The sequence below is a fragment of the [Clostridium] citroniae WAL-17108 genome (assembly GCF_000233455.1).
Taxonomy (GTDB): Bacteria; Bacillota; Clostridia; order Lachnospirales; family Lachnospiraceae; genus Enterocloster; species Enterocloster citroniae.
In genome coordinates this window covers 228,243-247,563 of sequence record NZ_JH376421.1, presented here as the reverse complement: position 1 = coordinate 247,563, position 19,321 = coordinate 228,243, and the positions used below count along the sequence as shown (strand labels likewise).

The 19,321-nt window shown below is 50.4% G+C and carries 18 protein-coding genes; 17 read left to right on the top strand and 1 reads right to left on the bottom strand.

Translation table 11 applies throughout. From position 1 onward, the window contains the following. Positions 1-261: 261 nt before the first annotated feature. The 8 genes from clpB (at position 262) to HMPREF9469_RS11090 (ending at position 8,498) form a co-directional block, all read left to right on the top strand. Positions 262-2,853: an ATP-dependent chaperone ClpB gene (gene clpB, locus HMPREF9469_RS11120; protein WP_040416153.1), complete on the top strand. Its 2,592-nt coding sequence runs from the start codon at positions 262-264 to the stop codon at positions 2,851-2,853. 302 nt (positions 2,854-3,155) lie between these two features. Continuing rightward, positions 3,156-3,335: a DUF4250 domain-containing protein gene (locus tag HMPREF9469_RS33770; RefSeq protein WP_082082625.1), complete on the top strand. Its 180-nt coding sequence runs from the start codon at positions 3,156-3,158 to the stop codon at positions 3,333-3,335. 95 nt (positions 3,336-3,430) lie between these two features. Then, a complete protein-coding gene (locus tag HMPREF9469_RS11115) occupies positions 3,431-4,621 on the top strand; it encodes a type II secretion system F family protein (RefSeq protein WP_007861973.1) in 1,191 nt (396 codons plus the stop codon). A gap of 43 nt (positions 4,622-4,664) precedes the next feature. After that, entirely contained in the window at positions 4,665-6,176 is a 1,512-nt protein-coding gene (locus HMPREF9469_RS11110; protein WP_007861969.1) for a hypothetical protein, read from the top strand. Beyond that, positions 6,163-6,798, top strand: a complete 636-nt coding sequence (locus tag HMPREF9469_RS11105; RefSeq protein WP_007861967.1) for a hypothetical protein — start codon at positions 6,163-6,165, stop codon at positions 6,796-6,798. The genes HMPREF9469_RS11110 and HMPREF9469_RS11105 overlap by 14 nt, the downstream gene beginning before the upstream one ends. Next, positions 6,782-7,156, top strand: coding sequence for a type IV pilus modification PilV family protein (locus HMPREF9469_RS11100; RefSeq protein ID WP_007861965.1), 375 nt, complete (start codon positions 6,782-6,784; stop codon positions 7,154-7,156). Before HMPREF9469_RS11105 ends, HMPREF9469_RS11100 begins: the two co-directional genes overlap by 17 nt. A gap of 3 nt (positions 7,157-7,159) precedes the next feature. Beyond that, complete coding sequence (locus HMPREF9469_RS11095; RefSeq protein WP_040416022.1) at positions 7,160-7,708, top strand: PulJ/GspJ family protein; 549 nt, start codon at positions 7,160-7,162, stop codon at positions 7,706-7,708. Next, complete coding sequence (locus HMPREF9469_RS11090) at positions 7,692-8,498, top strand: hypothetical protein (RefSeq protein ID WP_007861963.1); 807 nt, start codon at positions 7,692-7,694, stop codon at positions 8,496-8,498. The genes HMPREF9469_RS11095 and HMPREF9469_RS11090 overlap by 17 nt, the downstream gene beginning before the upstream one ends. Before the next feature lie 13 nt (positions 8,499-8,511). Here HMPREF9469_RS11090 and HMPREF9469_RS11085 read toward each other — a convergent pair whose 3' ends face one another. Further along, complete coding sequence (locus HMPREF9469_RS11085; protein ID WP_007861962.1) at positions 8,512-9,270, bottom strand: prepilin peptidase; 759 nt, start codon at positions 9,268-9,270, stop codon at positions 8,512-8,514. Positions 9,271-9,338: 68 nt separating this feature from the next. On the opposite strand from HMPREF9469_RS11085, the gene HMPREF9469_RS11080 reads away from it, so the two are divergent. The 9 genes from HMPREF9469_RS11080 (at position 9,339) to HMPREF9469_RS11040 (ending at position 19,321) form a co-directional block, all read left to right on the top strand. After that, the gene (locus HMPREF9469_RS11080) at positions 9,339-11,030 is read left to right on the top strand and encodes a GspE/PulE family protein (protein ID WP_007861960.1); all 1,692 of its coding nucleotides are present in this window, start codon (positions 9,339-9,341) and stop codon (positions 11,028-11,030) included. A 38-nt stretch (positions 11,031-11,068) separates the two neighbouring features. Beyond that, positions 11,069-11,434: a type II secretion system protein gene (locus HMPREF9469_RS11075; protein ID WP_007861958.1), complete on the top strand. Its 366-nt coding sequence runs from the start codon at positions 11,069-11,071 to the stop codon at positions 11,432-11,434. A gap of 53 nt (positions 11,435-11,487) precedes the next feature. Beyond that, a complete protein-coding gene (locus HMPREF9469_RS11070; protein WP_143111177.1) occupies positions 11,488-11,934 on the top strand; it encodes a type IV pilin protein in 447 nt (148 codons plus the stop codon). 37 nt (positions 11,935-11,971) lie between these two features. Next, entirely contained in the window at positions 11,972-13,504 is a 1,533-nt protein-coding gene (gene cls / locus HMPREF9469_RS11065) for a cardiolipin synthase (protein ID WP_007861953.1), read from the top strand. 129 nt (positions 13,505-13,633) lie between these two features. Continuing rightward, positions 13,634-14,137 carry a putative ABC transporter permease gene (locus HMPREF9469_RS11060; protein WP_007861951.1) on the top strand — a complete coding sequence of 168 codons (504 nt, stop codon included), beginning with the start codon at positions 13,634-13,636 and terminating at the stop codon, positions 14,135-14,137. A 206-nt stretch (positions 14,138-14,343) separates the two neighbouring features. Further along, positions 14,344-15,105, top strand: coding sequence for a lysophospholipid acyltransferase family protein (locus HMPREF9469_RS11055; RefSeq protein ID WP_007861949.1), 762 nt, complete (start codon positions 14,344-14,346; stop codon positions 15,103-15,105). An 84-nt stretch (positions 15,106-15,189) separates the two neighbouring features. Further along, the gene (locus tag HMPREF9469_RS11050) at positions 15,190-16,326 is read left to right on the top strand and encodes a bifunctional chorismate mutase/prephenate dehydratase (protein WP_007861948.1); all 1,137 of its coding nucleotides are present in this window, start codon (positions 15,190-15,192) and stop codon (positions 16,324-16,326) included. A gap of 56 nt (positions 16,327-16,382) precedes the next feature. Continuing rightward, the gene (locus HMPREF9469_RS11045; protein ID WP_007861945.1) at positions 16,383-17,660 is read left to right on the top strand and encodes an ATP-binding protein; all 1,278 of its coding nucleotides are present in this window, start codon (positions 16,383-16,385) and stop codon (positions 17,658-17,660) included. Positions 17,661-17,755: 95 nt separating this feature from the next. After that, entirely contained in the window at positions 17,756-19,321 is a 1,566-nt protein-coding gene (locus HMPREF9469_RS11040) for a Ppx/GppA phosphatase family protein (protein ID WP_007861944.1), read from the top strand.

Genomic DNA, 19,321 nt, shown 5'->3' with positions numbered 1-19,321 from the left:
AAAGGACAGAGATTGAGGATCGGCCTTTGCGGGAAGCAGAGGCCGGTTTTTTGTCTTTTACCCTCCCCCTCATTTTGAAAAAAATTAGCACTCTACCCTTGACAGTGCTAATAACATGTGTTATAGTACGACTAGAACAAAGGAAACCGCAGCACAATTCCGATTTCCATCCGTTCCGGAAGATACGTATCCTATGAACAAGATTATGAGGTTATGATACATACTTCTATGGCGGAGGAGACAGAGAAAGGGGAATGGGCGATGAATATTAATAAATTTACGCAAAAATCAATGGAAGCAGTGCAGAACTGCGAAAAGCTGGCATATGAGTATGGAAACCAGCAGATCGATCAGCAGCACCTGCTCTACAGTCTGCTGACCCTGGATGACAGTCTGATCCTTAAACTGATCACCAAGATGGGGATCCAGGGCGATATGTTTACCAATGAAGCGAAACAGGCGGTTGAACGCCTTACAAAAGTAAGCGGAGGCGGGCAGCTGTACATCAGCAATGACCTGAATAAGGTGCTGATCAATGGCGAGGATGAAGCCAAGGCCATGGGCGATGAGTATGTGTCAGTGGAGCATTTATTCTTATCCCTTCTCAAGCATTCCAACAAGGATATTAAGGCGCTGTTTAAGCTTTATAATATTACAAGGGAAACATTCCTGCAGGCCCTGTCCACGGTCAGGGGCAACCAGAGAGTGGTGACGGATAATCCGGAAGCCACCTATGATACCCTCCAGAAGTATGGTTACGATCTGGTGGAGCGGGCCAGGGATCAGAAGCTGGATCCTGTGATCGGCCGTGACGGTGAGATCAGGAACGTGGTCCGCATCCTGTCCCGTAAGACAAAGAATAACCCTGTATTGATCGGTGAGCCCGGCGTTGGCAAGACTGCTGTTGTGGAAGGCCTGGCCCAGCGTATCGTGCGGGGGGATGTGCCTGACGGGTTAAAGGATAAGAAGCTGTTTGCCCTGGATATGGGGGCTTTGGTGGCAGGCGCCAAGTACAGGGGTGAATTTGAGGAACGTCTGAAGGCAGTGCTGGAGGAAGTGAAAAAAAGCGATGGGCAGATCATCCTGTTTATCGATGAACTCCATACCATTGTGGGTGCAGGTAAGACAGAGGGCTCCATGGATGCAGGCAATATGTTAAAGCCAATGCTGGCAAGAGGGGAACTTCACTGTATCGGCGCCACCACATTGAATGAGTACAGACAGTATATTGAAAAGGATGCGGCCCTGGAACGCAGGTTCCAGCCCGTACTGGTGGATGAGCCATCGGTGGAGGATACCATTTCCATCTTAAGGGGACTTAAGGAGAGGTATGAAGTATTCCACGGCGTGAAGATCACAGACTCCGCCCTGGTCAGCGCAGCTACATTGTCAGACCGCTATATTTCAGACCGTTTCCTTCCGGATAAGGCCATTGACCTTGTGGATGAGGCCTGTGCCATGATCAAGACGGAGTTGGATACCATGCCGGCTGAGCTGGATGAGATGTCCAGGAAGATCATGCAGATGGAGATCGAGGAGGCGGCCCTTAAGAAAGAGACTGACCGGCTGAGCCGGGACCGTCTGGCCGACCTGCAGAAGGAACTGGCGGAACTCCATGATGAGTTTGCGGCAAAAAAGGCCCAGTGGGAGAATGAGAAGGCAAGTGTGGACCGCCTTTCCTCCCTCAGGGAAGAGATAGAAGCAGTGAACCGGGATATTCAGGATGCCAAGCAGCGTTATGACCTGAACAAGGCGGCGGAGCTGCAGTATGGCAGGCTGCCGCAGCTTCAGAAGGAGCTGGAGGCAGAGGAGGAACGGGTCAAGAAGGAGGATCTGAGCCTTGTCCACGAGAGTGTGACCGAGGATGAGATTGCCAGGATCGTGTCCAGATGGACCGGCGTACCGGTGTCGAAACTGACAGAGAGTGAAAGAAGCAAGACCCTGCATCTGGATGAGGTTCTTCACAAACGTGTGGTGGGCCAGGATGAGGGCGTACAAAAGGTCACGGAGTCTATCATCCGTTCCAAGGCCGGGATCAAGGATCCCACAAAGCCCATTGGCTCATTCCTGTTCCTGGGCCCCACAGGCGTAGGCAAGACGGAATTGGCCAAGGCATTGGCGGAAGCACTGTTTGATGACGAGTCCAACATGGTCCGTATTGATATGAGTGAATACATGGAAAAGCATTCCGTGGCGCGTCTGATCGGCGCACCTCCAGGATATGTGGGTTATGACGAGGGCGGCCAGCTGACAGAGGCCGTACGCCGCAAGCCATACAGCGTGGTGCTGTTTGATGAGGTGGAGAAGGCCCACCCGGATGTATTCAATGTACTGCTCCAGGTCCTGGATGACGGACGTATTACGGATTCCCAGGGCAGGACAGTGGACTTTAAGAATACGATCATTATACTCACCTCCAATATTGGATCCCAGTACCTGCTGGAGGGAATTGACAGCCAGGGGCGGATCAGGCCCGAGGCAGAGGCAGCGGTCATGAACGACCTGAGGGCCCACTTCCGTCCTGAGTTCCTGAACAGGCTGGATGAGATGATCCTGTTCAAACCTCTGACCAGAGAAAATATCAGCCGTATTGTGGATCTCTGTGTGGCTGATCTGAATAAACGCCTGTCCGACAGGAACCTTACCATTGAACTTACGGACAGTGCAAAGGAGTTTATCACCGAGCGCGGCTATGATCCCGTGTATGGTGCCCGTCCCCTGAAACGGTATCTCCAGAAACATGTGGAGACACTGGCTGCTAAGATCATTCTGGGCGATGGAGTAAGGGAAGGCAATACCATTGTAGTTGATGTGGCTGAGGATGGCAGCAGACTGATCGCCTATGTGGAATAGGATTAAATACAACAGAGCAGAAGAGTAGGTAAAACCACAGGGTTTTTGTATGAACCCCTGTGGTTTTTACATATATTTACTAATGCAAGGATAGGATTACATAAATATTCTTATAAAATATTATCTGAATACTTCTAATAATGAAATTTAATTCCAACAACTTACAAATCGCGGTAAAAAAACGAGAAAATACCCCAAAATAATGTTGAAAACGTTACTTGCAGGTGATATAATCGTTTCGGCTGAAATGAAATTCACCGTTTGGTTCTGGACTATAACAGATTAAAAGGCAGGTAAAACATGTGAACACCCTTCCAAAAGATCCTATTATATTATTAAGTTATGTTAATACACAGCTCCGTGACAATTATAATTCTCTGGAAGAGATGTGCCAGGCGCTGGATACGGATCAATCGAATATTATATCTGTGTTGTCAGGCATTGGTTATCGCTATGAGCCGGCTCAGAATTGTTTCCGTTAATCAATTATATATCGGGGTAAAATGCCGGCTTTGTCTGATCCATTCAGATGAGGCCGGCTTTTAGTCGTGAGCAAATATAAAAGGGGGTGTTTCCTGTGCCGCGTTACAGATATAAGGCAAAGAGCTTGGATGGAAAGGTCTTTAAGGGAGTTATGGAGGCGGCGGATGAGGATGCCCTCCTTAAAGGCCTGCGGTTTAAGGGGCTTTACTGTATGGATTATCATTCCATGGAGTCGGGGACAAAACTTCGCCCGGTAAAGCTGAAGGGGAAGATGCTTCCTCCTCTGTGCAGACAGTTAGCGGCCATGTTGGCCGCAGGGGTTCCTCTTTCCAGAGCCCTGGCTGTCAGCTATGAGTCCTCCCAGGACCGGACGGTGAAAGAAACTTTGATTAAATTAAGGGAAAGTGTCCATAAAGGGCGGACCCTTTATGAAGCCATGGAGGAGATGCCGGGAGCATTTCCCAAGCTATTGGTCTATATGGTTCAGACAGGTGAAGCCAGTGGGACGCTGGATCATATGCTTGAAAGGATGGCTGAGTATTATGACCGCGAGGAAGAACTGAATGGTAAGGTGCGTACGGCTATGACATACCCTGTCATCCTGTTTTGCATCACGGTGATTGCTTCGGTCTTTATGCTGACAACGGTATTGCCCCAGTTTGCTTCCATGATGGAGGAACAGGAGCTTCCCTGGATTACACGTTTGATGATGGGAGTAAGTATCAGCTTGAGAAACTACGGATTGTATTATATGATATTGATAATGGTTTTTATTGCCCTGTCTATGGGAGTTCTTATGATTCCTTCTGTCCGGTTAAAGGCTGACCGGGCTATCCTCCATATTCCGGTTATTGGTAAACTATTGAGAACAGTTGAGACCTCGCGCTTTGCGTCCACCTTTGCGGTGCTGTATGGAAGTGGTGTTGGGATTTTGGATGCCATCCATGCTTCAGGGCGTGTCATTGGCAATACATATGTGGAGAAATGTCTGGAACGGGCGGCGGAGAACATGAAAAGGGGAGAAATGCTTTCCCAGGTACTGAAGGAACTGGATGTTTTTCATCCGATCCTGATATCCATGGTGGTGGCAGGTGAAGAATCAGGAGCTTTGGATACCGTATTGTCTGAGGCAGGCGGTTATTATCAGCGGGAGGCCGGCAGAGCCTTGGGACAGATGGTTGCCCTTTTAGAACCGGTGATGATCCTGTTTATGGCATTGATCATTGGCTCCATTGTCATGGCTGTGATGATACCTGTCTTTAATATGTATTCTTCGATGCTGTAAGAGGAAAATGACGTCCATGCGTAAGGCGGAACGGAGACTTAGGATGAAACATTATATATGTGTGGAAGAACATGAGATTACATATGTCTGCGGAACATACAGGAAACCGGGCCGTGACCCGGGCCGTGGAAGGATCGTGGTACAGGATGCCCGGAGTGTGTCCGCGGACGCAGACATGAAGGGCGTATTCATGTGCCTGGCAAAAGCGCACGACCTGGCGGGAAGAAAGGTTAACCTGGTGCTGGGACGTGACCTTTCCTATATGAAAGTGCTGCTTCCCAAGTCCGGGGACCGGGCATTGAGGCGTATGGCCGGAAATGAGCTTGTCGCAGAGGGAAAATGCAAAGCGGACTGCCTGGCTGCAGTGGATATCCAGAGGGGATTTGGAGAACGCCATATTCCTGTTATGGTCTATTATATGGAAAAAGAAAAGCTGGATGTATACACAGATGCCATGGAACAGGCCGGGATCCTTCATGGATCCACTTTTCTGGTGCCTGACTGTGCGGCGGCGGCAGCCCAGATCCTGTGTAAAACGCGCAATAGTATATTGATCGATGTGGAAAAGGAGGGGCTGGGCCTGTATGCAGTATCAAGCGGCCACTGTCTGGCATGGCGGAGTACTCCCTTAAAAGCCGGCAGATTTTGTGAGCGGAACGCCCGGAAACTTTTGTATGAGGAAATAGCGGAACAGGCGGAACAGATCCGGCGCCAGGTTGAAACGGATTGCGGATCATTCGGACCTGAACGTATTGTACTGGCCGGAAACTGCCTTTCAGACATGAAAGAGGCAATTGCCTTTATGGAACAACATTTTAAACTTCCATGCACATGTGCTGATTTTAAAGTGTCGGTGGAACCGGATGTCAGGGCACTTCGCCGCAATATGGAGGTGAATGTGGATCCGGAGTCCGTCAGTCCCGGTGCCCTGGCCGCGATCGTGGCCCAAAGCAGGCGGGCTCCCGGGATCTTGAGATTAAAAGCGATCCGGGACGGGGAGGGGGACGGCTTGTTCAGGGGATTATCCAGGATAATGTCCAGGGGATTTGCCCTGTTCCTCCTTGCAAATGCAGCAGTGGCTGCGGGAATCTTTGTTTATATACAGGCGCTCAGTCATCAGACATATCAGGATATGGTGAGCCTTCGCGGGGACATGAATGCCACGGAGTACAGGGAGCGCTACCAGAAGATACAGAATCTGGACAGCCGTATGGTGGAGGAGGCCGCCCGCAGGAATGCGGCGGAGATAGCCAGGAAGGCTGCATCCAGCTATCTGAGAAAAGAGCATTTTGAGGCATTTACAGAGGCCATGGAGCCGGACATGCAGGTGGGATCCGTGGTTTACGAGCGCGGTCACGCCTCTTATCTGGAAATGGTCATCTCCCATAATGATCCGGCCCAAGTACCCGCTTATGTGGAACAAGTGAGATCCTCCGGCATATTCAGGGAGGTAAGCCACACCTTGTGGGAGAAACGGGAGGATGTGGACGGCTGGCGTGTCTATGCATCGGTCAGGGGTGTCCTGGAGCAGGGAGGTCAGAATGAGATTCAGTAAAAGGGAACGTTTCCTCATAGGTATTTTGATACTTGTACTCCTGTGGACCATGGCCTTTAAACTCCTGATCGGACCCGAATATGAAAAACTGATCCGGACCAGGGAGGATCTGCTGGAACTGGAGGGAGAAAAGGACAGGATGGACCTGTATTTGGAACAGTTCGCTGACTTAGAGGAAAGGCTTAAGGAACAGGACGGTGAGGAGGAGGATGAATTCTTTTACCATGACATAGACGATGCGTTTATGGACCGCCATCTCCAGGAAATTGCCAAACGCTCCGGCGTGGAGATCGTGAGGATGAGTATCAACGGCCCTCTTCCCATGGATGAGGAAACAGAGAAGGTGGGCACATGGGCAGCCGATCATATGATGATGGAAACCGTTATTACCATGGAAGTCAACTGTCCCGGAGTGGAACAGGTTAAAAATTTTGTGGATGAGGTTTATGAGGAGCCGGCAAGCCTTTTTATCAGTTACATTGATCTGAAGGAAAAGGACGGGGAGGCGGATGGCAGGACAGCCAGCCCCAGTGAGAACAGTCAGACGGAGAACAGTCAGGCGGGGAGCAGCGTCTTGAGCGGTATGGTGGAGGTCAGATATTATTATGAAGAAACGGAATAGAAAACGTGGCCGGGAAGGGTTTACGCTGATCGAGGTGATTGCGTCCACCGCACTTTTGATGGTTACAGCTACAGGATTCCTTATGATGACAGGGGCCAATACAGGTCTTCTGGCAAAGGAGCACAGACTGGACCAGTCCAATTACAGGCTCAGCGCCATGGCGGAAGAAGGATTGGGAGAAGCCACAGGTGCGGAGCTGGTGGTGGAGTTTTCCATGGAAGGGGACTCCGGCTATCCGGATGCAGGGGCTGAGGAAATATTTTATCAGTACAGTGTCAGGGAGGACGAAGGCAGGGATGAGGAATTTGGGGACTGTTCGGGCCCTGGGTATTCAATTATAGTATATAGGCACAGGTAGAGAATGGATAATCGATCATCAAAGGGAAATATGACAGGCAGCAGGGGATTTACACTATTGGAAACAGTAATAGCATTGGCCATCACTGCGGTGGTGACCGTATTTGCCATAGGATTCATACGCCCGCAGATCGGGCTGTATAATGAGTTCGACCAGTTGTCCCAGGCAAAGGCAATGTGCGCAGAGGCGTATGTGAAGCTGGAGAAGGTGCTGCGGTATGGATATGTGTATCATGCAGATCCCGACCGCCCGGATGAGTTGGCATATTATATAAGAAAGACCGAGCCCTATGAGTCCGTACACGAGTCTGACGGTTCCGTTTATGAGATGCTTCCGCCCATGGACAAATGGCCCCGTATTGCTGCCGGGGATCTTGAGGTGGAGGAGATGGACGGCATGACTCTGGAACTGGATTTTGGGGGAACCACAAGCAGGGAAGTCAGGGCTCTCCTTGTGGTGAAAAAGGAAGAGGAGCAGGTTTATGAACAGGAAGTGGTCATACGTTCCATGTATGATTATGAGATTGAGGGAGATGATGTTGTTGGGTGGTAACAGGAAGGACGGGGCTGCTGGCCATGGCATGCCGGGCGGTGGTGACAGGGGCAGCAGTATGATCTATGTAGTTCTTTTCGTCACCCTTCTGACCGTATTTTCCTGCGGATATATGACCATTTCCAAGTTCAACATGCAGTCCACCCTGAACAGCAGAAAATATATGGAAGCACAGCTTACGGCCAAGACCATCCACCGTACCTTTTGTGAATCGGTGGGAGGCGGAGAGTCAGACGTCATGAACAGTATCTGGCAGTGCTTTGAGTCGGACCGTGACATGGTACGTGAAGAATATGAGGAAATGATGGCGGACGAAGAGGAAAATGAGGACGCTGCGGAAGATGACGCTGTGGAAGATGACGCCGCGGAAGAGGATGCCACGGAAAAGGAAGCAGTAGAAGATTCCGCGGAAAATGTGGATGAGCGCGTGGAAGCGGCTGCGAATGGAGAGGCTGACGGCAGTCATGACCACATTGATGGACGGTGGGAGCGGTATCTTTACCATGCCCTTGGGAATAAAGAATATGTGATGAAGGGGACCAGCGGACAGCCCGATGAGGATGTGTCAGTGGACATTACGGTCAAGGCAAAACCGCTTGCCAGGTCTGCCAATGTAAGTACCAAGGTGGTTTGTAATGGGTATACATTTTCGCTGAAAGCGGATATTGTGTTTGATCACAGTGACGGAGCCGTGATCGACAGGGGCAGCATGTACCGGAGGTCAAGAGGGGAACGGGTATACCTGGATGGAAATGGTGTTTACCGCTATTATGAGGAAGGGGACGAATAGGAACAGGATCTGTTTACGGAAGAAACAGACCCAGATACCAGGTTATGATCTCGCTGTACCACAGTCCGCATACCATAAGGGACAGGCCAAAGAAGGGCGCCATGGGTGCGCTTGTCTTGCCGTTTACCCGGCCCCTGAGCAGAGGGATAAGATACCACAGGCCGGCTATCACATAAGCCATGAAGACAGAGGCTATTCCGGCTCTGGCACCAAGAAGAAAACCGCTGGAAGCCAGAAGTTTTACATCTCCTCCGCCCACGCCTCCCCTGGTAAGGATTCGGAGTATTTCCAGAAAACCGCCGCAGATAAACGAACCCGCCATGCGTTCCAGGATCCCGGGCCGGCGGCATAGGATAATGGATGCCAGTCCAAGAAGCAGGATGAGTATATGGATCCCATCGGGAATATATAAATATCTTGCGTCAATCCAGGCCGCAACGGTCAGGAGGGATGCAAAGGCGCACAGGATAACGGACTCTGCTCCGGGGCCTTTGACCAGGCAGCACAAATAAAAGATCAAGGCACTCCCCGCCTCCACGATCGGATATTGGGGAGAGACGGCTGTGCGGCAGAAGCGGCATTTCCCTCTGAGGAACAGCCAGGAAAGGACAGGTATCATGTCAATGGCGGGCAGCTGCCTTTGGCAGGAGGGACAATGGGAACGTCCGGTGACAAAGGTTTCACCTTTGGGAATCCGCATGATACATACGTTGAGAAAGCTTCCCGTGACAGCGCCGAACAATGCATATATAACTGGGTACAATGGATTCATATAGGACCTCTTTAAAACTGAATTCTGATTAAGGGAATTATACCACTATAATTGAAAGGAGACAACCAGTGCCAAATAAATTGACAATAGAGGAACTGCTGGTAAAGCATCATTACCTGACGCAGAACCAGCTGGACCGTGCCATGCATTTCAGGGGGCAGGACATGGACCAGTCAGTGGAAGAACTTCTGATGGATCTGGGTTATGTGACCGAGGAAGCAGTGATCCAGTGTGCCGCTCTGAGAGACCATGTACCTGTGGTGAATCTGGATGATATAAGGATCGACCTGAAAGCGGCCGATATGGTTTCTCCTGCATTTGCGGAGCGCAACAGGATCATTCCCATTGATTTTGACGGAGACAGATTGGTGGTGGCAGCCGCCTATCCCATGGACCAGGACATACTGGATGAGACAGCCACCATAACAGGCATGGAGGTAAAAGCCATGCTTGTAACCTCCTGTGCAATGGAGAAGGCCATTGAGAAAACTTATGGAAGCAGCCGGGAAAGGTTTGGCGGTTCAGGGGAAGCCATGGACATCTCCTCTTTGGACCGGCAGAACGAGCTTCTGTTCATGGAGCGGGTGGAGAGTGCGCCGGTAGTCCGCATGGTCAACGCCATCATAGAGAACGCCTATTCCAGAAATGCCAGTGATATCCATGTGGAGCCGGGCAAGCATGATCTTGTGATCCGCATGAGGATCAACGGTGACCTGATCGTCCATACTACCCTGGAAATGGAATATCACCGTCCCATGGTGACACGCCTTAAGCTGATGGCCGGTATGGATATTGCGGAGAAACGTCTTCCGCAGGATGGAAAGTATCACTATGAGAAGGCATCCGTGTCCACTGATCTGAGGATTTCCACCCTGCCCACTATCTTTGGGGAGAAGGTGGTGCTCAGACTTTTAGGAAATGACAGGGATAATTCCCTGATGGATATAAAGCGCCTTGGCATGAATGAGGAACAGAGGGAAGTATTTGAACGCATCCTCAAGGTGCCTCATGGGATCGTGTTGGTGACCGGTCCCACGGGAAGCGGCAAAACCACCACGCTCTATGCGGTGCTCAGCCGCATTGTGAAAAAGAAGATCAACGTGGTTACAGTGGAAGATCCTGTGGAAAAGGTGATCGAGGGAATCACCCAGGTGCAGATCAATCCAAAATCAGGCCTTACATTTGCCACAGCGCTCCGCTCCATTTTAAGACAGGATCCGGATGTGATCATGGTGGGTGAGATGCGGGATGAGGAAACAGTGTCCATTGGCGTAAGAGCTGCCATCACAGGGCATCTGGTGCTTTCCACCCTTCATACCAATGACTGTGCTTCCACCATTAACCGTCTGCGCAACATGGGTGTGCCGCCCTATATGGCGGCGGCGGCCCTTTCCGGAATTGTGTCACAGCGTCTGGTCAAGCTGCTGTGTCCGGAATGCCGTAAGCCATATGTGCCGGATGAGAGGGAGAAGCGGTTATTTGGTGAGATGGGATTAAAGGAACCGGAGTCTTTATTCAGGGCGGTGGGATGTCCCTGCTGCAGTGGAACGGGATATATCAGAAGAAAAGCCGTCTACGAGCTGATGGAGGTGGATGAGGAAGTGAAGTCCATGATACTGGATGACGCGCTTCCCAGGGATATCCGCCTGTATCAGAGAAAGAGAGGACTTAAGTCTATAAAAGAATACGTGCTTCAGATGGTCCTGGAGGGGGAAACCAGTATGGAAGAGGCTGAAAAAATCATCTATTCCGCGGAATAGGATATATGTTATATTAAAAGAAAAGAGGAATCATAACAATGAAAATGCAAAGGATAAAGAAGAAGGCCAAGGGCAGGGATGGATTTACCCTCATAGAACTGATCTGCGTCATTGCCATACTTGGGATCCTGGTGGCGCTGGCAGTTCCGTCCTACCGGGGAATACAGGACAAATCAGCCCGTCAGGTAGCCATATCAAATGCCAGGTCCAATTATACACTTGGGAAAACACAGCAGGAGATGCTGGACGCAGGACTGATGCTGTCTTCTGAAACACAGGACTACAACTATGATAAGGATAAGAATTCAGCTTACTGGGAAGGTGAAATAAACGGAATCCAATATAAAGCCGTGTATCCCGGATCGGAAGGCAAGGGTGAGATTGAGAGCAGCAGTGGAAACTAATCTGCTTTTGTGGTACAATGAGCCATGATCAGCTGAATGACAGGAAGATAAAAATGAGGAATAAGATGAGATACAGGAAGAATTGCTCCGGTTTTACCCTGGTGGAACTGGTTGTGGTAGTAGCAATCCTGGCCATACTTATGGCAATGGCAGTTCCGCAGATGATAGGGTACACCAAAGCCTCCCACAGGATGGCGGGAAGAACTGAGGCATACCTATGCGTGGATGCGGTACAGCGTTATCTGGATGATGAAAAGGAAAAGGGAACGCTGTCAGCGGGAAAAATCGTAAAGCTGGTGAACCAGGAGCTGAGTAATCCGGATACGGTACTAAGCGACTACCTCTATGGAGGACAGCAGGGAGCAAAGCTTACTGCCATGGATGTGGATTTAACCAGTGGACTCCTTAAATCCCTGACCTATGAATCAAAGTATTATACGGTTGAGATAACCATTGATAAGGATGGGAAAAGGACCCGGACGAACGAAGTATTAAAATGAGGAACATGAGAAAGGCCGGCAAGGAAGAGGTTGAAGGATGGAATTAGTCTTGGATTCGGTTATCAGTGTATGGGGGTGGCTGCTGGAACATCTGTTATACATTAACCTTTTATTTTCAATCGTCATTATATTTTTTCAGAGGCGCGACCCCAAAGTGGTGTGGACCTGGCTTCTGGCCCTGAATTTCCTCCCGGTGTTCGGAATCGTATTCTACCTTTTGTTTGGGCAGGATTTAAAAAAGAGCAGGATGTTCAGGGTAAAGGAGATCAGCGACCGGCTGAACCTGCCTATTAAAAGCCAGGAGGAAATATTTCTGGCTGACGATATGCCGGAGGAACTGATGGATCCCATGTCCAGGGATTATAAGAGCCTGATCCTCTACAATCTGGAGACATCAGGCTCTGTCCTGACTGTGAACAATAAGGTAAAGGTCTATACGGACGGGCAGGAGAAGTTTGAGGCATTGAGGAATGAACTGCGCCAGGCCCGCAGGTTTATCCATATCCAGTACTATATCATTAAAAATGATGAGCTGTTTGATTCCATTGTGCCGATCCTTCTGGAAAAGGTGAAGGAGGGCGTGGAGGTAAGGATCCTGTGTGACGGAATGGGCGGAAGGTTTATGCCCGGAAAACGCTGGGAACAGATGAAGGAAGCGGGAATCAAGATCGGGGTATTCTTTCCCCCCTTTCTGGGATGGCTGAACCTGCGTGTGAATTACCGTAACCACAGGAAAATCGTTGTCATTGACGGCTGTACCGGGTTTGTGGGTGGGTTTAACGTGGGACGGGAGTATATTTCAAAGGACCCTAAATTCGGCTATTGGCGGGACACCCATCTGGAGATCATGGGGGAAGCTGCCATCAGTTTGCAGATACGGTTTGCCCTGGACTGGAATTACGCCACAGGGGAGAACCTGTTTAAGGAGGTCCGGTATTTTGGTGATGATTCCCAGTATGTGACCCGGTGCTTAAATGGAAGGATGTCCCCCATATGGCCGGACCCTGAACGGGTCAATGAGCTGGTGGCCATGCAGATCATCACCAGCGGGCCTGATACCAGGGAACCTCACATCAGAAATAACTATCTGGAGCTGTTCCACAAGGCAAAACACAATATCTATATCCAGACACCCTATTTTATTCCGGATGATGCCATATTCTCAGCCCTTAAGATAGCAGCCCTGTCCGGCGTGGATGTAAGGCTTATGATTCCCTGCAAGCCGGACCACCCCTTTGTATACTGGGCCACCTGCTCCTATGCGGGAGAACTTCTGGATTACGGAGCCAGGGTGTATATATATGAGAACGGATTCCTCCATTCCAAGGGTATTACCATAGACGGAAGGGTCAGCTGCTACGGCACGGCCAATATGGATATCCGGAGTTTTGAACTGAATTTTGAGGTCAATGCCACTATCTATGATGAGGAAGTGACCGGGGAACTGGAGGAGGCATTTATGAATGACCTTCCCCACTGCTGTGAGATCACCAAGGAGGATTACATGGACAGAAGCCTTTGGATACGTGTGAAGGAGCAGTGCAGCCGCCTGCTTTCACCACTGCTGTAAAAAAGGATCCGTCCATCAAGCCGCTTCGGGGATGAAGCCGCCGGCGGATTGCAGAGGGGTTCACTGATTTGGGAAAGTTCTGGAAAAATACCACTGTGCGAATAAAACAATGGCAGGACTTTCATACTAATGTCTATGAGAGCACAGACAGAATCAACCCATCAAACAAACAGAATAACAGAGCTGCTGTTGAACTTTTGCCGGTGCGGTATAGCCGGATGGTGCCTGGAGGTGATGTTCACCTCGGTGGACTCCATTATGGCAGGCGACTGGAGACTTATGGGACGCACCTCCCTGATCATGTTTCCGATCTATGGGATGGGGGCGCTTTTGTTTCCCATCAGCCGCTTGATAGACAGCTGGCTGGCCGGGCTGCCGGGCTTTGAGGATGCGGGAGCGGACCGGATCTCCCGCCTGGCCCGGGCTGTACGCCATGGGCTGATCTATATGGTCCTCATATTCATTGCGGAATATATTACAGGGATCTGGCTTACAAGCCTGGGAATCTGTCCATGGGATTACTCTCTGTGGCCGGATAATGTGGGCGGGGTCATCCGTCTGAAGTTTGCCCCCCTGTGGTTTGGAACAGGGCTTTTATTTGAGTATCTGACACGTAAAAAGAGTGGATATTAAATGTCAAACCTGGATGCAGGGTATTGTATTTAATCCGCTCTTTTTATATAATAGACTGAAAGTAACTGTTCAGGACATCCGATATGAAAATGGGTGCAAAAACGGACTTATAAGCAAGCTTAACGCCCGCTTTTGCACCCATTTTCCCGCCGTCCTGAACTGTTGCGATTGAAATAAATATCTGCATAAATCAAAGGAGAACGGGAATGATACGGATAATTTTGGTGGCACTGACCGTGGTGCTGTTCCTTATTTTCAGCATACCCATGCTGGTGGTGCTGGGAATACAGGAAAAAAGGAACCCGGGGCAGGTTCAGGCCAAAAGTCTGCACACGGTGCAGGGGGTGTTCCGCTTTATATTAAAGCTGGCAGGGGTTACATATGAGGTTCAGGGATTGGAGAATATACCCAGGGACCGGGCTGTCTTGTACGTGGGAAACCACAGAAGCTATTTTGATATACTGATCGGGTATGTGACTGTTCCGGGGCTTACGGGGTTTGTGGCCAAGAAGGAGATGCTGAAGGCGCCCCTTTTGCGGGACTGGATGCACAAGGTGAACTGCCTGTTCCTGGACCGGGTGGACATCAAGGAAGGGTTAAAGACGATCCTGGAGGGCATTGATAAGGTAAAGTCAGGCATTTCCATCTGGATCTTCCCGGAGGGGACGCGCAATGAGAATGAGGATATGACAGAGCTGCTGCCCTTTCATGAAGGCAGCCTGAAGATCGCGCAAAAGAGCGGATGCCCGGTGATTCCCGTGGCCATTACAGGGACGGCCCCTATTTTCGAGCAGCATTTGCCCCTGATCAAGCCGAGCCATGTGATCATACGGTATGGAGAGCCTATTTATATCAAGGAGCTTCCGCCTGAGGGCCGCAAGTTCCCGGGATCTTATACAAGGAATATTATTTCCGGTATGTTGAGGGAAATGAATCAGGCGCAGGACTTAGGGGATAAAAAAGCCTAAACCGAAAAATATCACCAAAAGACAGAACCAAAAGATAGAACCGAAAGACAGAACCGAAAGATAGAACAGGAGTATAGAAGGACCATGGAAAATCTGGATTTACAGGAGATCAGGGGACAGCTGGATGAGATCGACCAACAGCTGGTAAAATTAATTGAGCAGAGGATGAAGCTGTGCGGGGATGTGGCGGAGTTTAAAATCGGGACCGGCAAACCGGTCTATGACGGGGAGCGGGAAAAACAGAAGCTTCAGTCAGTCATGGACATGGTCCAGGGGGATTTTAACAGGCAGAGCATGTATGAACTGTTCACACAGCTTATGACCATAAGCCGCAAGTACCAGTATGGGCTTTTGGCACGGCACGGACTTGGATTGGATACGGGTTTTACCATGGTGGATGAACTGAAGCGGGAGGGTGTCAGGATCGTTTACCAGGGTGTGGAGGGCGCCTACAGCCATGGGGCTGCCATACAGTTTTTTGGCGAGGATGCGGATATGTACCATGTGGCGATCTTTGAGGACGCCATGGTGGAGGTGGAGGAAGGCAGGGCGGATTACGCCGTGCTTCCCATAGAGAACTCCTCGGCCGGGGCTGTCAGCGACAATTATGACAATCTTGTGAGACACAATCTGTACATCGTGGGCGAGACGGAAGTCTCCGTCACCCATGCCCTGCTGGGGCTTAAGGGGGCCCGGCTTTCAGATATTAAGCGGGTGTATTCCCATCCCCAGGGATTGATGCAGTGTTCCCCGTACCTGAATGCCAACCGGCAGTGGACTCAGTTCAGTGTGGAGAATACAGCCGGGGCTGCAAAAAAAGTGCTGGAGGACCAGGATATTTCCCAGGCGGCCGTGGCCAGCGAGACGGCGGGCAGGATCTACGGACTTCAGGTCCTGAAGCGGGCGATCAACCATGACAAGGATAATACCACCAGGTTTATCATCCTGTCCAGGCATCCCGTGTACAGGAAAGGCGCCGGTAAGGTGAGTATCTGTTTTGAAGGTTTACATAAAAGCGGATCTCTTTACAACATGCTGGGCAACTTTATCTATAATGATGTGAACATGCTCATGATCGAGTCCCGTCCCATTGTGGGACGCAGCTGGGAGTACCGGTTCTTTGTGGATGTGGAAGGATGTCTTGGCGATGCATCCATACAGAACGCGTTAAAGGGAATCTCGGAGGAAGCCGTGAGCATGCGGATCCTGGGAAATTATTAGTATTTTACCAATGGTACAGTCCGTTGGGATTTGGGCATACAGGGAGGCTTGGACAAATGGATATCAATGAACTGGTTATATACAGGAACCTGGAGCACCAGGAACTGTTTGAAGAGATGGCATGCCTTATGGGATACGCTTCCCGTGAGGAAAAGCCGGATGCATTCCACTGCGGGGGAAGGCTGGTCGAACTGGCCGTGAATTACGGCTTTGAGGGAAATCTGTGGCATTGTTTTCTGGCATTCTGCCTGGCTAACAATGAAAATGCCTATACCACCACCTGCGAGATCACAGGGGCGGCAGGCGGTTCCCTGGATGAGCTGGCCAGGGAGGATTTCGGTATTTTTAAGGCTCTGTTTGACTACGACATATTAAAGCTTGAACCGTCCGGGATGTGGAGACAGCTCTCCGCCTACAGGCCCGCGGGAAAGGGCAGCCGGGTGTTTAATAAGCGTATCAGGGACCGTATTGTGAACCTGGCCGTCCAGCTGGAGGAGTCCGGGGATGTGGAGGAGTTCCAGAGCCATGTATCGGAGTTTTACAGGGAATTCGGCGTGGGGAAATTCGGACTGAACAAGGCGTTCCGCATTGTGGAAAAGGATGAGGGGCAGACCGTACTGATCGACCCTATCATCAATGTGGAACATGTATATTTTAAAGACATTGTGGGGTACGAACTCCAGAAACAAAAGCTGATCGAGAACACGGAGGCATTTGTGGAGGGAAGGGAAGCCAACAATGTGCTCCTGTTCGGAGACGCAGGCACGGGCAAGTCTTCCAGCGTCAAGGCAGTGCTCAATGAATATTACTCCAGAGGACTGCGTATCATTGAGGTATACAAGCACCAGTTTAAGGCGTTGTCAGATGTGCTGGAGCAGATCAAGGACAGAAACTATAAGTTCATTATCTATATGGACGACCTCTCTTTTGAGGATTATGAGCTGGAATACAAGTATCTGAAGGCCATTCTGGAGGGAGGGCTTGGAAAGCGGCCAGACAATGTGCTGATATACGCTACCTCCAACCGGCGCCATCTGATCCGGGAAAAATTCAGCGATAAGAGGGAGCTGGATGATGAGCTGCACAACAATGACACGGTGCAGGAAAAGCTGTCCCTTGCATCCCGGTTTGGGGTAACTATTTACTTTGGTTCACCGGACAAGCGGCAGTTTGAGACAATTGTGAAAGCGCTGGCAGACCGCTGCCATCTGGATATGCCGGAGGATGAGCTGTACAGGGAAGCCAACAAGTGGGAACTGAGCCACGGCGGTCTGTCGGGACGCACGGCCTCTCAGTTCATAACCCATCTTTTGGGGCGGCAGCGTATGGATTAGTACTGACTTTACAGGGATTTTACATGGGATTTACTGAAATTACATGTAAAAGCAGGCGGACCCGTTTATAATAGCGGTCAAAAGGAGTGATAAAGGTGGCTATTCGGACATTTGCAGCAATTGATGTGGGCTCGTTTGAGCTGGAGATGGGTATTTACGAGATGTCGTACAAGACGGGAATCCGGCGTGTTGACCACATCCGGCACGTAATTGCTTTGGGAAAGGATACGTACAGCGAAGGCAAGATCAGCTATGGCCTGGTGGAGGAGATGTGCCAGGTCCTGGGAGAGTTTGTCCAGATCATGAAGACCTATCGGGTAAAGGATTACAGGGCTTATGCGACCAGCGCCATGAGGGAGGCCCGCAACAATCAGATCATACTGGAACAGATCAGGGTCAGGACAGGGCTGAATGTGCGCATCATCAGCAATTCAGAGCAGCGCTTCATCAGTTACAAGGCCATTGCCGCCATGGCAGGTGAATTTAATAAAGTGATCCAAAAGGGGACGGCCATTGTGGACGTTGGCTTTGGCAGCGCCCAGCTGTCCCTGTTTGACAAAGACGCCCTTGTCACCACCCAGAACCTGCCCCTGGGCACCCTGCGCGTCCGAAGCCTTCTGGCTAAGATCCCTGCCACTGTCAGCGAACACCGGGAGCAGATAGAGGAGATTGTGGACAATGAGCTCTTTACCTTCCGCAAAATGTACCTGAAGGACAGGGAGATCAATAATCTGATCGGAATCGGAGAGAATATCCTCTATATTATCAACCGTATGGACTTGAAGGCATATGGGGATAAGATTGATGCTGCCGCCATGAACCGGTTTTATGACAGGCTGTGCCAGCTGACCACGGATCAGATAGAGGAAAAGTTCGGTGTAAACAGTGAGTATGCCTCCCTTCTTCTTCCAAGTGTGGTAGTGTACAAACGCATTCTGGAACTGACCGGAGCCGAGATGTTCTGGGTGCCAGGTATCCGCCTGTGTGACGGGATTGCGGCGGAATATGCCCAGGACAACAAGCTGGTGAAGTTCAGCCATAATTTTGAAAATGATATCCTGGCAGCGTCCAGGAACATGGCCAAGCGCTACAAGTGCCACACCAGCCATAACCAGGTGCTGGAACAATATGCCCTTGGAATCTTTGACAGCATGAAAAAATACCATGGCCTTGGCAGCCGTGAGCGTCTGCTCCTTCAGATCGCGGTCCTGCTTCACGCATGCGGCAAATTCATCAGTATCAGAAATTCCAATGAGTGTTCCTATAATATTATCATGTCCACGGAGATCATCGGCCTCAGCCATCTGGAGCGGGAGATCATTGCCAATGTGGTCCGTTACAATATCAGGGACTTTGACTATGACAAGGTTCAGCTGGAGACACAGCTCCTTCAGGAAAATGTTCCGGGCTACAGCCGCAGCTCCATCACCATCCTGATCGCCAAGCTTACAGCCATCCTGCGGCTGGCCAATTCCATGGACAGAAGCCACAGGGCAAAGCTGGCGGACTGCCGCATGGCTGTAAGGGACAATGAACTGGTGATTACAACGGGATATACGGGGGATATGGCACTGGAGACATCCTCCTTTGACCAGAAAGCAGATTTCTTTGAAGAGATATTCGGCGTAAGACCTGTGTTAAAGCAGAAGAGGAGGATGTAA

What these genes read in the sequence shown, in the direction of transcription:
- HMPREF9469_RS11070 (WP_143111177.1), top strand. Translation starts at nt 11,488, where the DNA reads ATGAGGAATAAGATGAGATACAGGAAGAATTGCTCCGGTTTTACCCTG.
- HMPREF9469_RS11100 (WP_007861965.1), top strand. Translation starts at nt 6,782, where the DNA reads ATGAAGAAACGGAATAGAAAACGTGGCCGGGAAGGGTTTACGCTGATC.
- HMPREF9469_RS11075 (WP_007861958.1), top strand. Translation starts at nt 11,069, where the DNA reads ATGAAAATGCAAAGGATAAAGAAGAAGGCCAAGGGCAGGGATGGATTT.
- HMPREF9469_RS11045 (WP_007861945.1), top strand. Translation starts at nt 16,383, where the DNA reads ATGGATATCAATGAACTGGTTATATACAGGAACCTGGAGCACCAGGAA.
- HMPREF9469_RS11090 (WP_007861963.1), top strand. Translation starts at nt 7,692, where the DNA reads ATGTTGTTGGGTGGTAACAGGAAGGACGGGGCTGCTGGCCATGGCATG.
- clpB (WP_040416153.1), top strand. Translation starts at nt 262, where the DNA reads ATGAATATTAATAAATTTACGCAAAAATCAATGGAAGCAGTGCAGAAC.
- cls (WP_007861953.1), top strand. Translation starts at nt 11,972, where the DNA reads ATGGAATTAGTCTTGGATTCGGTTATCAGTGTATGGGGGTGGCTGCTG.
- HMPREF9469_RS11110 (WP_007861969.1), top strand. Translation starts at nt 4,665, where the DNA reads ATGAAACATTATATATGTGTGGAAGAACATGAGATTACATATGTCTGC.
- HMPREF9469_RS11095 (WP_040416022.1), top strand. Translation starts at nt 7,160, where the DNA reads ATGGATAATCGATCATCAAAGGGAAATATGACAGGCAGCAGGGGATTT.
- HMPREF9469_RS11050 (WP_007861948.1), top strand. Translation starts at nt 15,190, where the DNA reads ATGGAAAATCTGGATTTACAGGAGATCAGGGGACAGCTGGATGAGATC.
- HMPREF9469_RS11105 (WP_007861967.1), top strand. Translation starts at nt 6,163, where the DNA reads ATGAGATTCAGTAAAAGGGAACGTTTCCTCATAGGTATTTTGATACTT.
- HMPREF9469_RS11060 (WP_007861951.1), top strand. Translation starts at nt 13,634, where the DNA reads ATGTCTATGAGAGCACAGACAGAATCAACCCATCAAACAAACAGAATA.
- HMPREF9469_RS11055 (WP_007861949.1), top strand. Translation starts at nt 14,344, where the DNA reads ATGATACGGATAATTTTGGTGGCACTGACCGTGGTGCTGTTCCTTATT.
- HMPREF9469_RS11085 (WP_007861962.1), bottom strand. Translation starts at nt 9,270, where the DNA reads ATGAATCCATTGTACCCAGTTATATATGCATTGTTCGGCGCTGTCACG.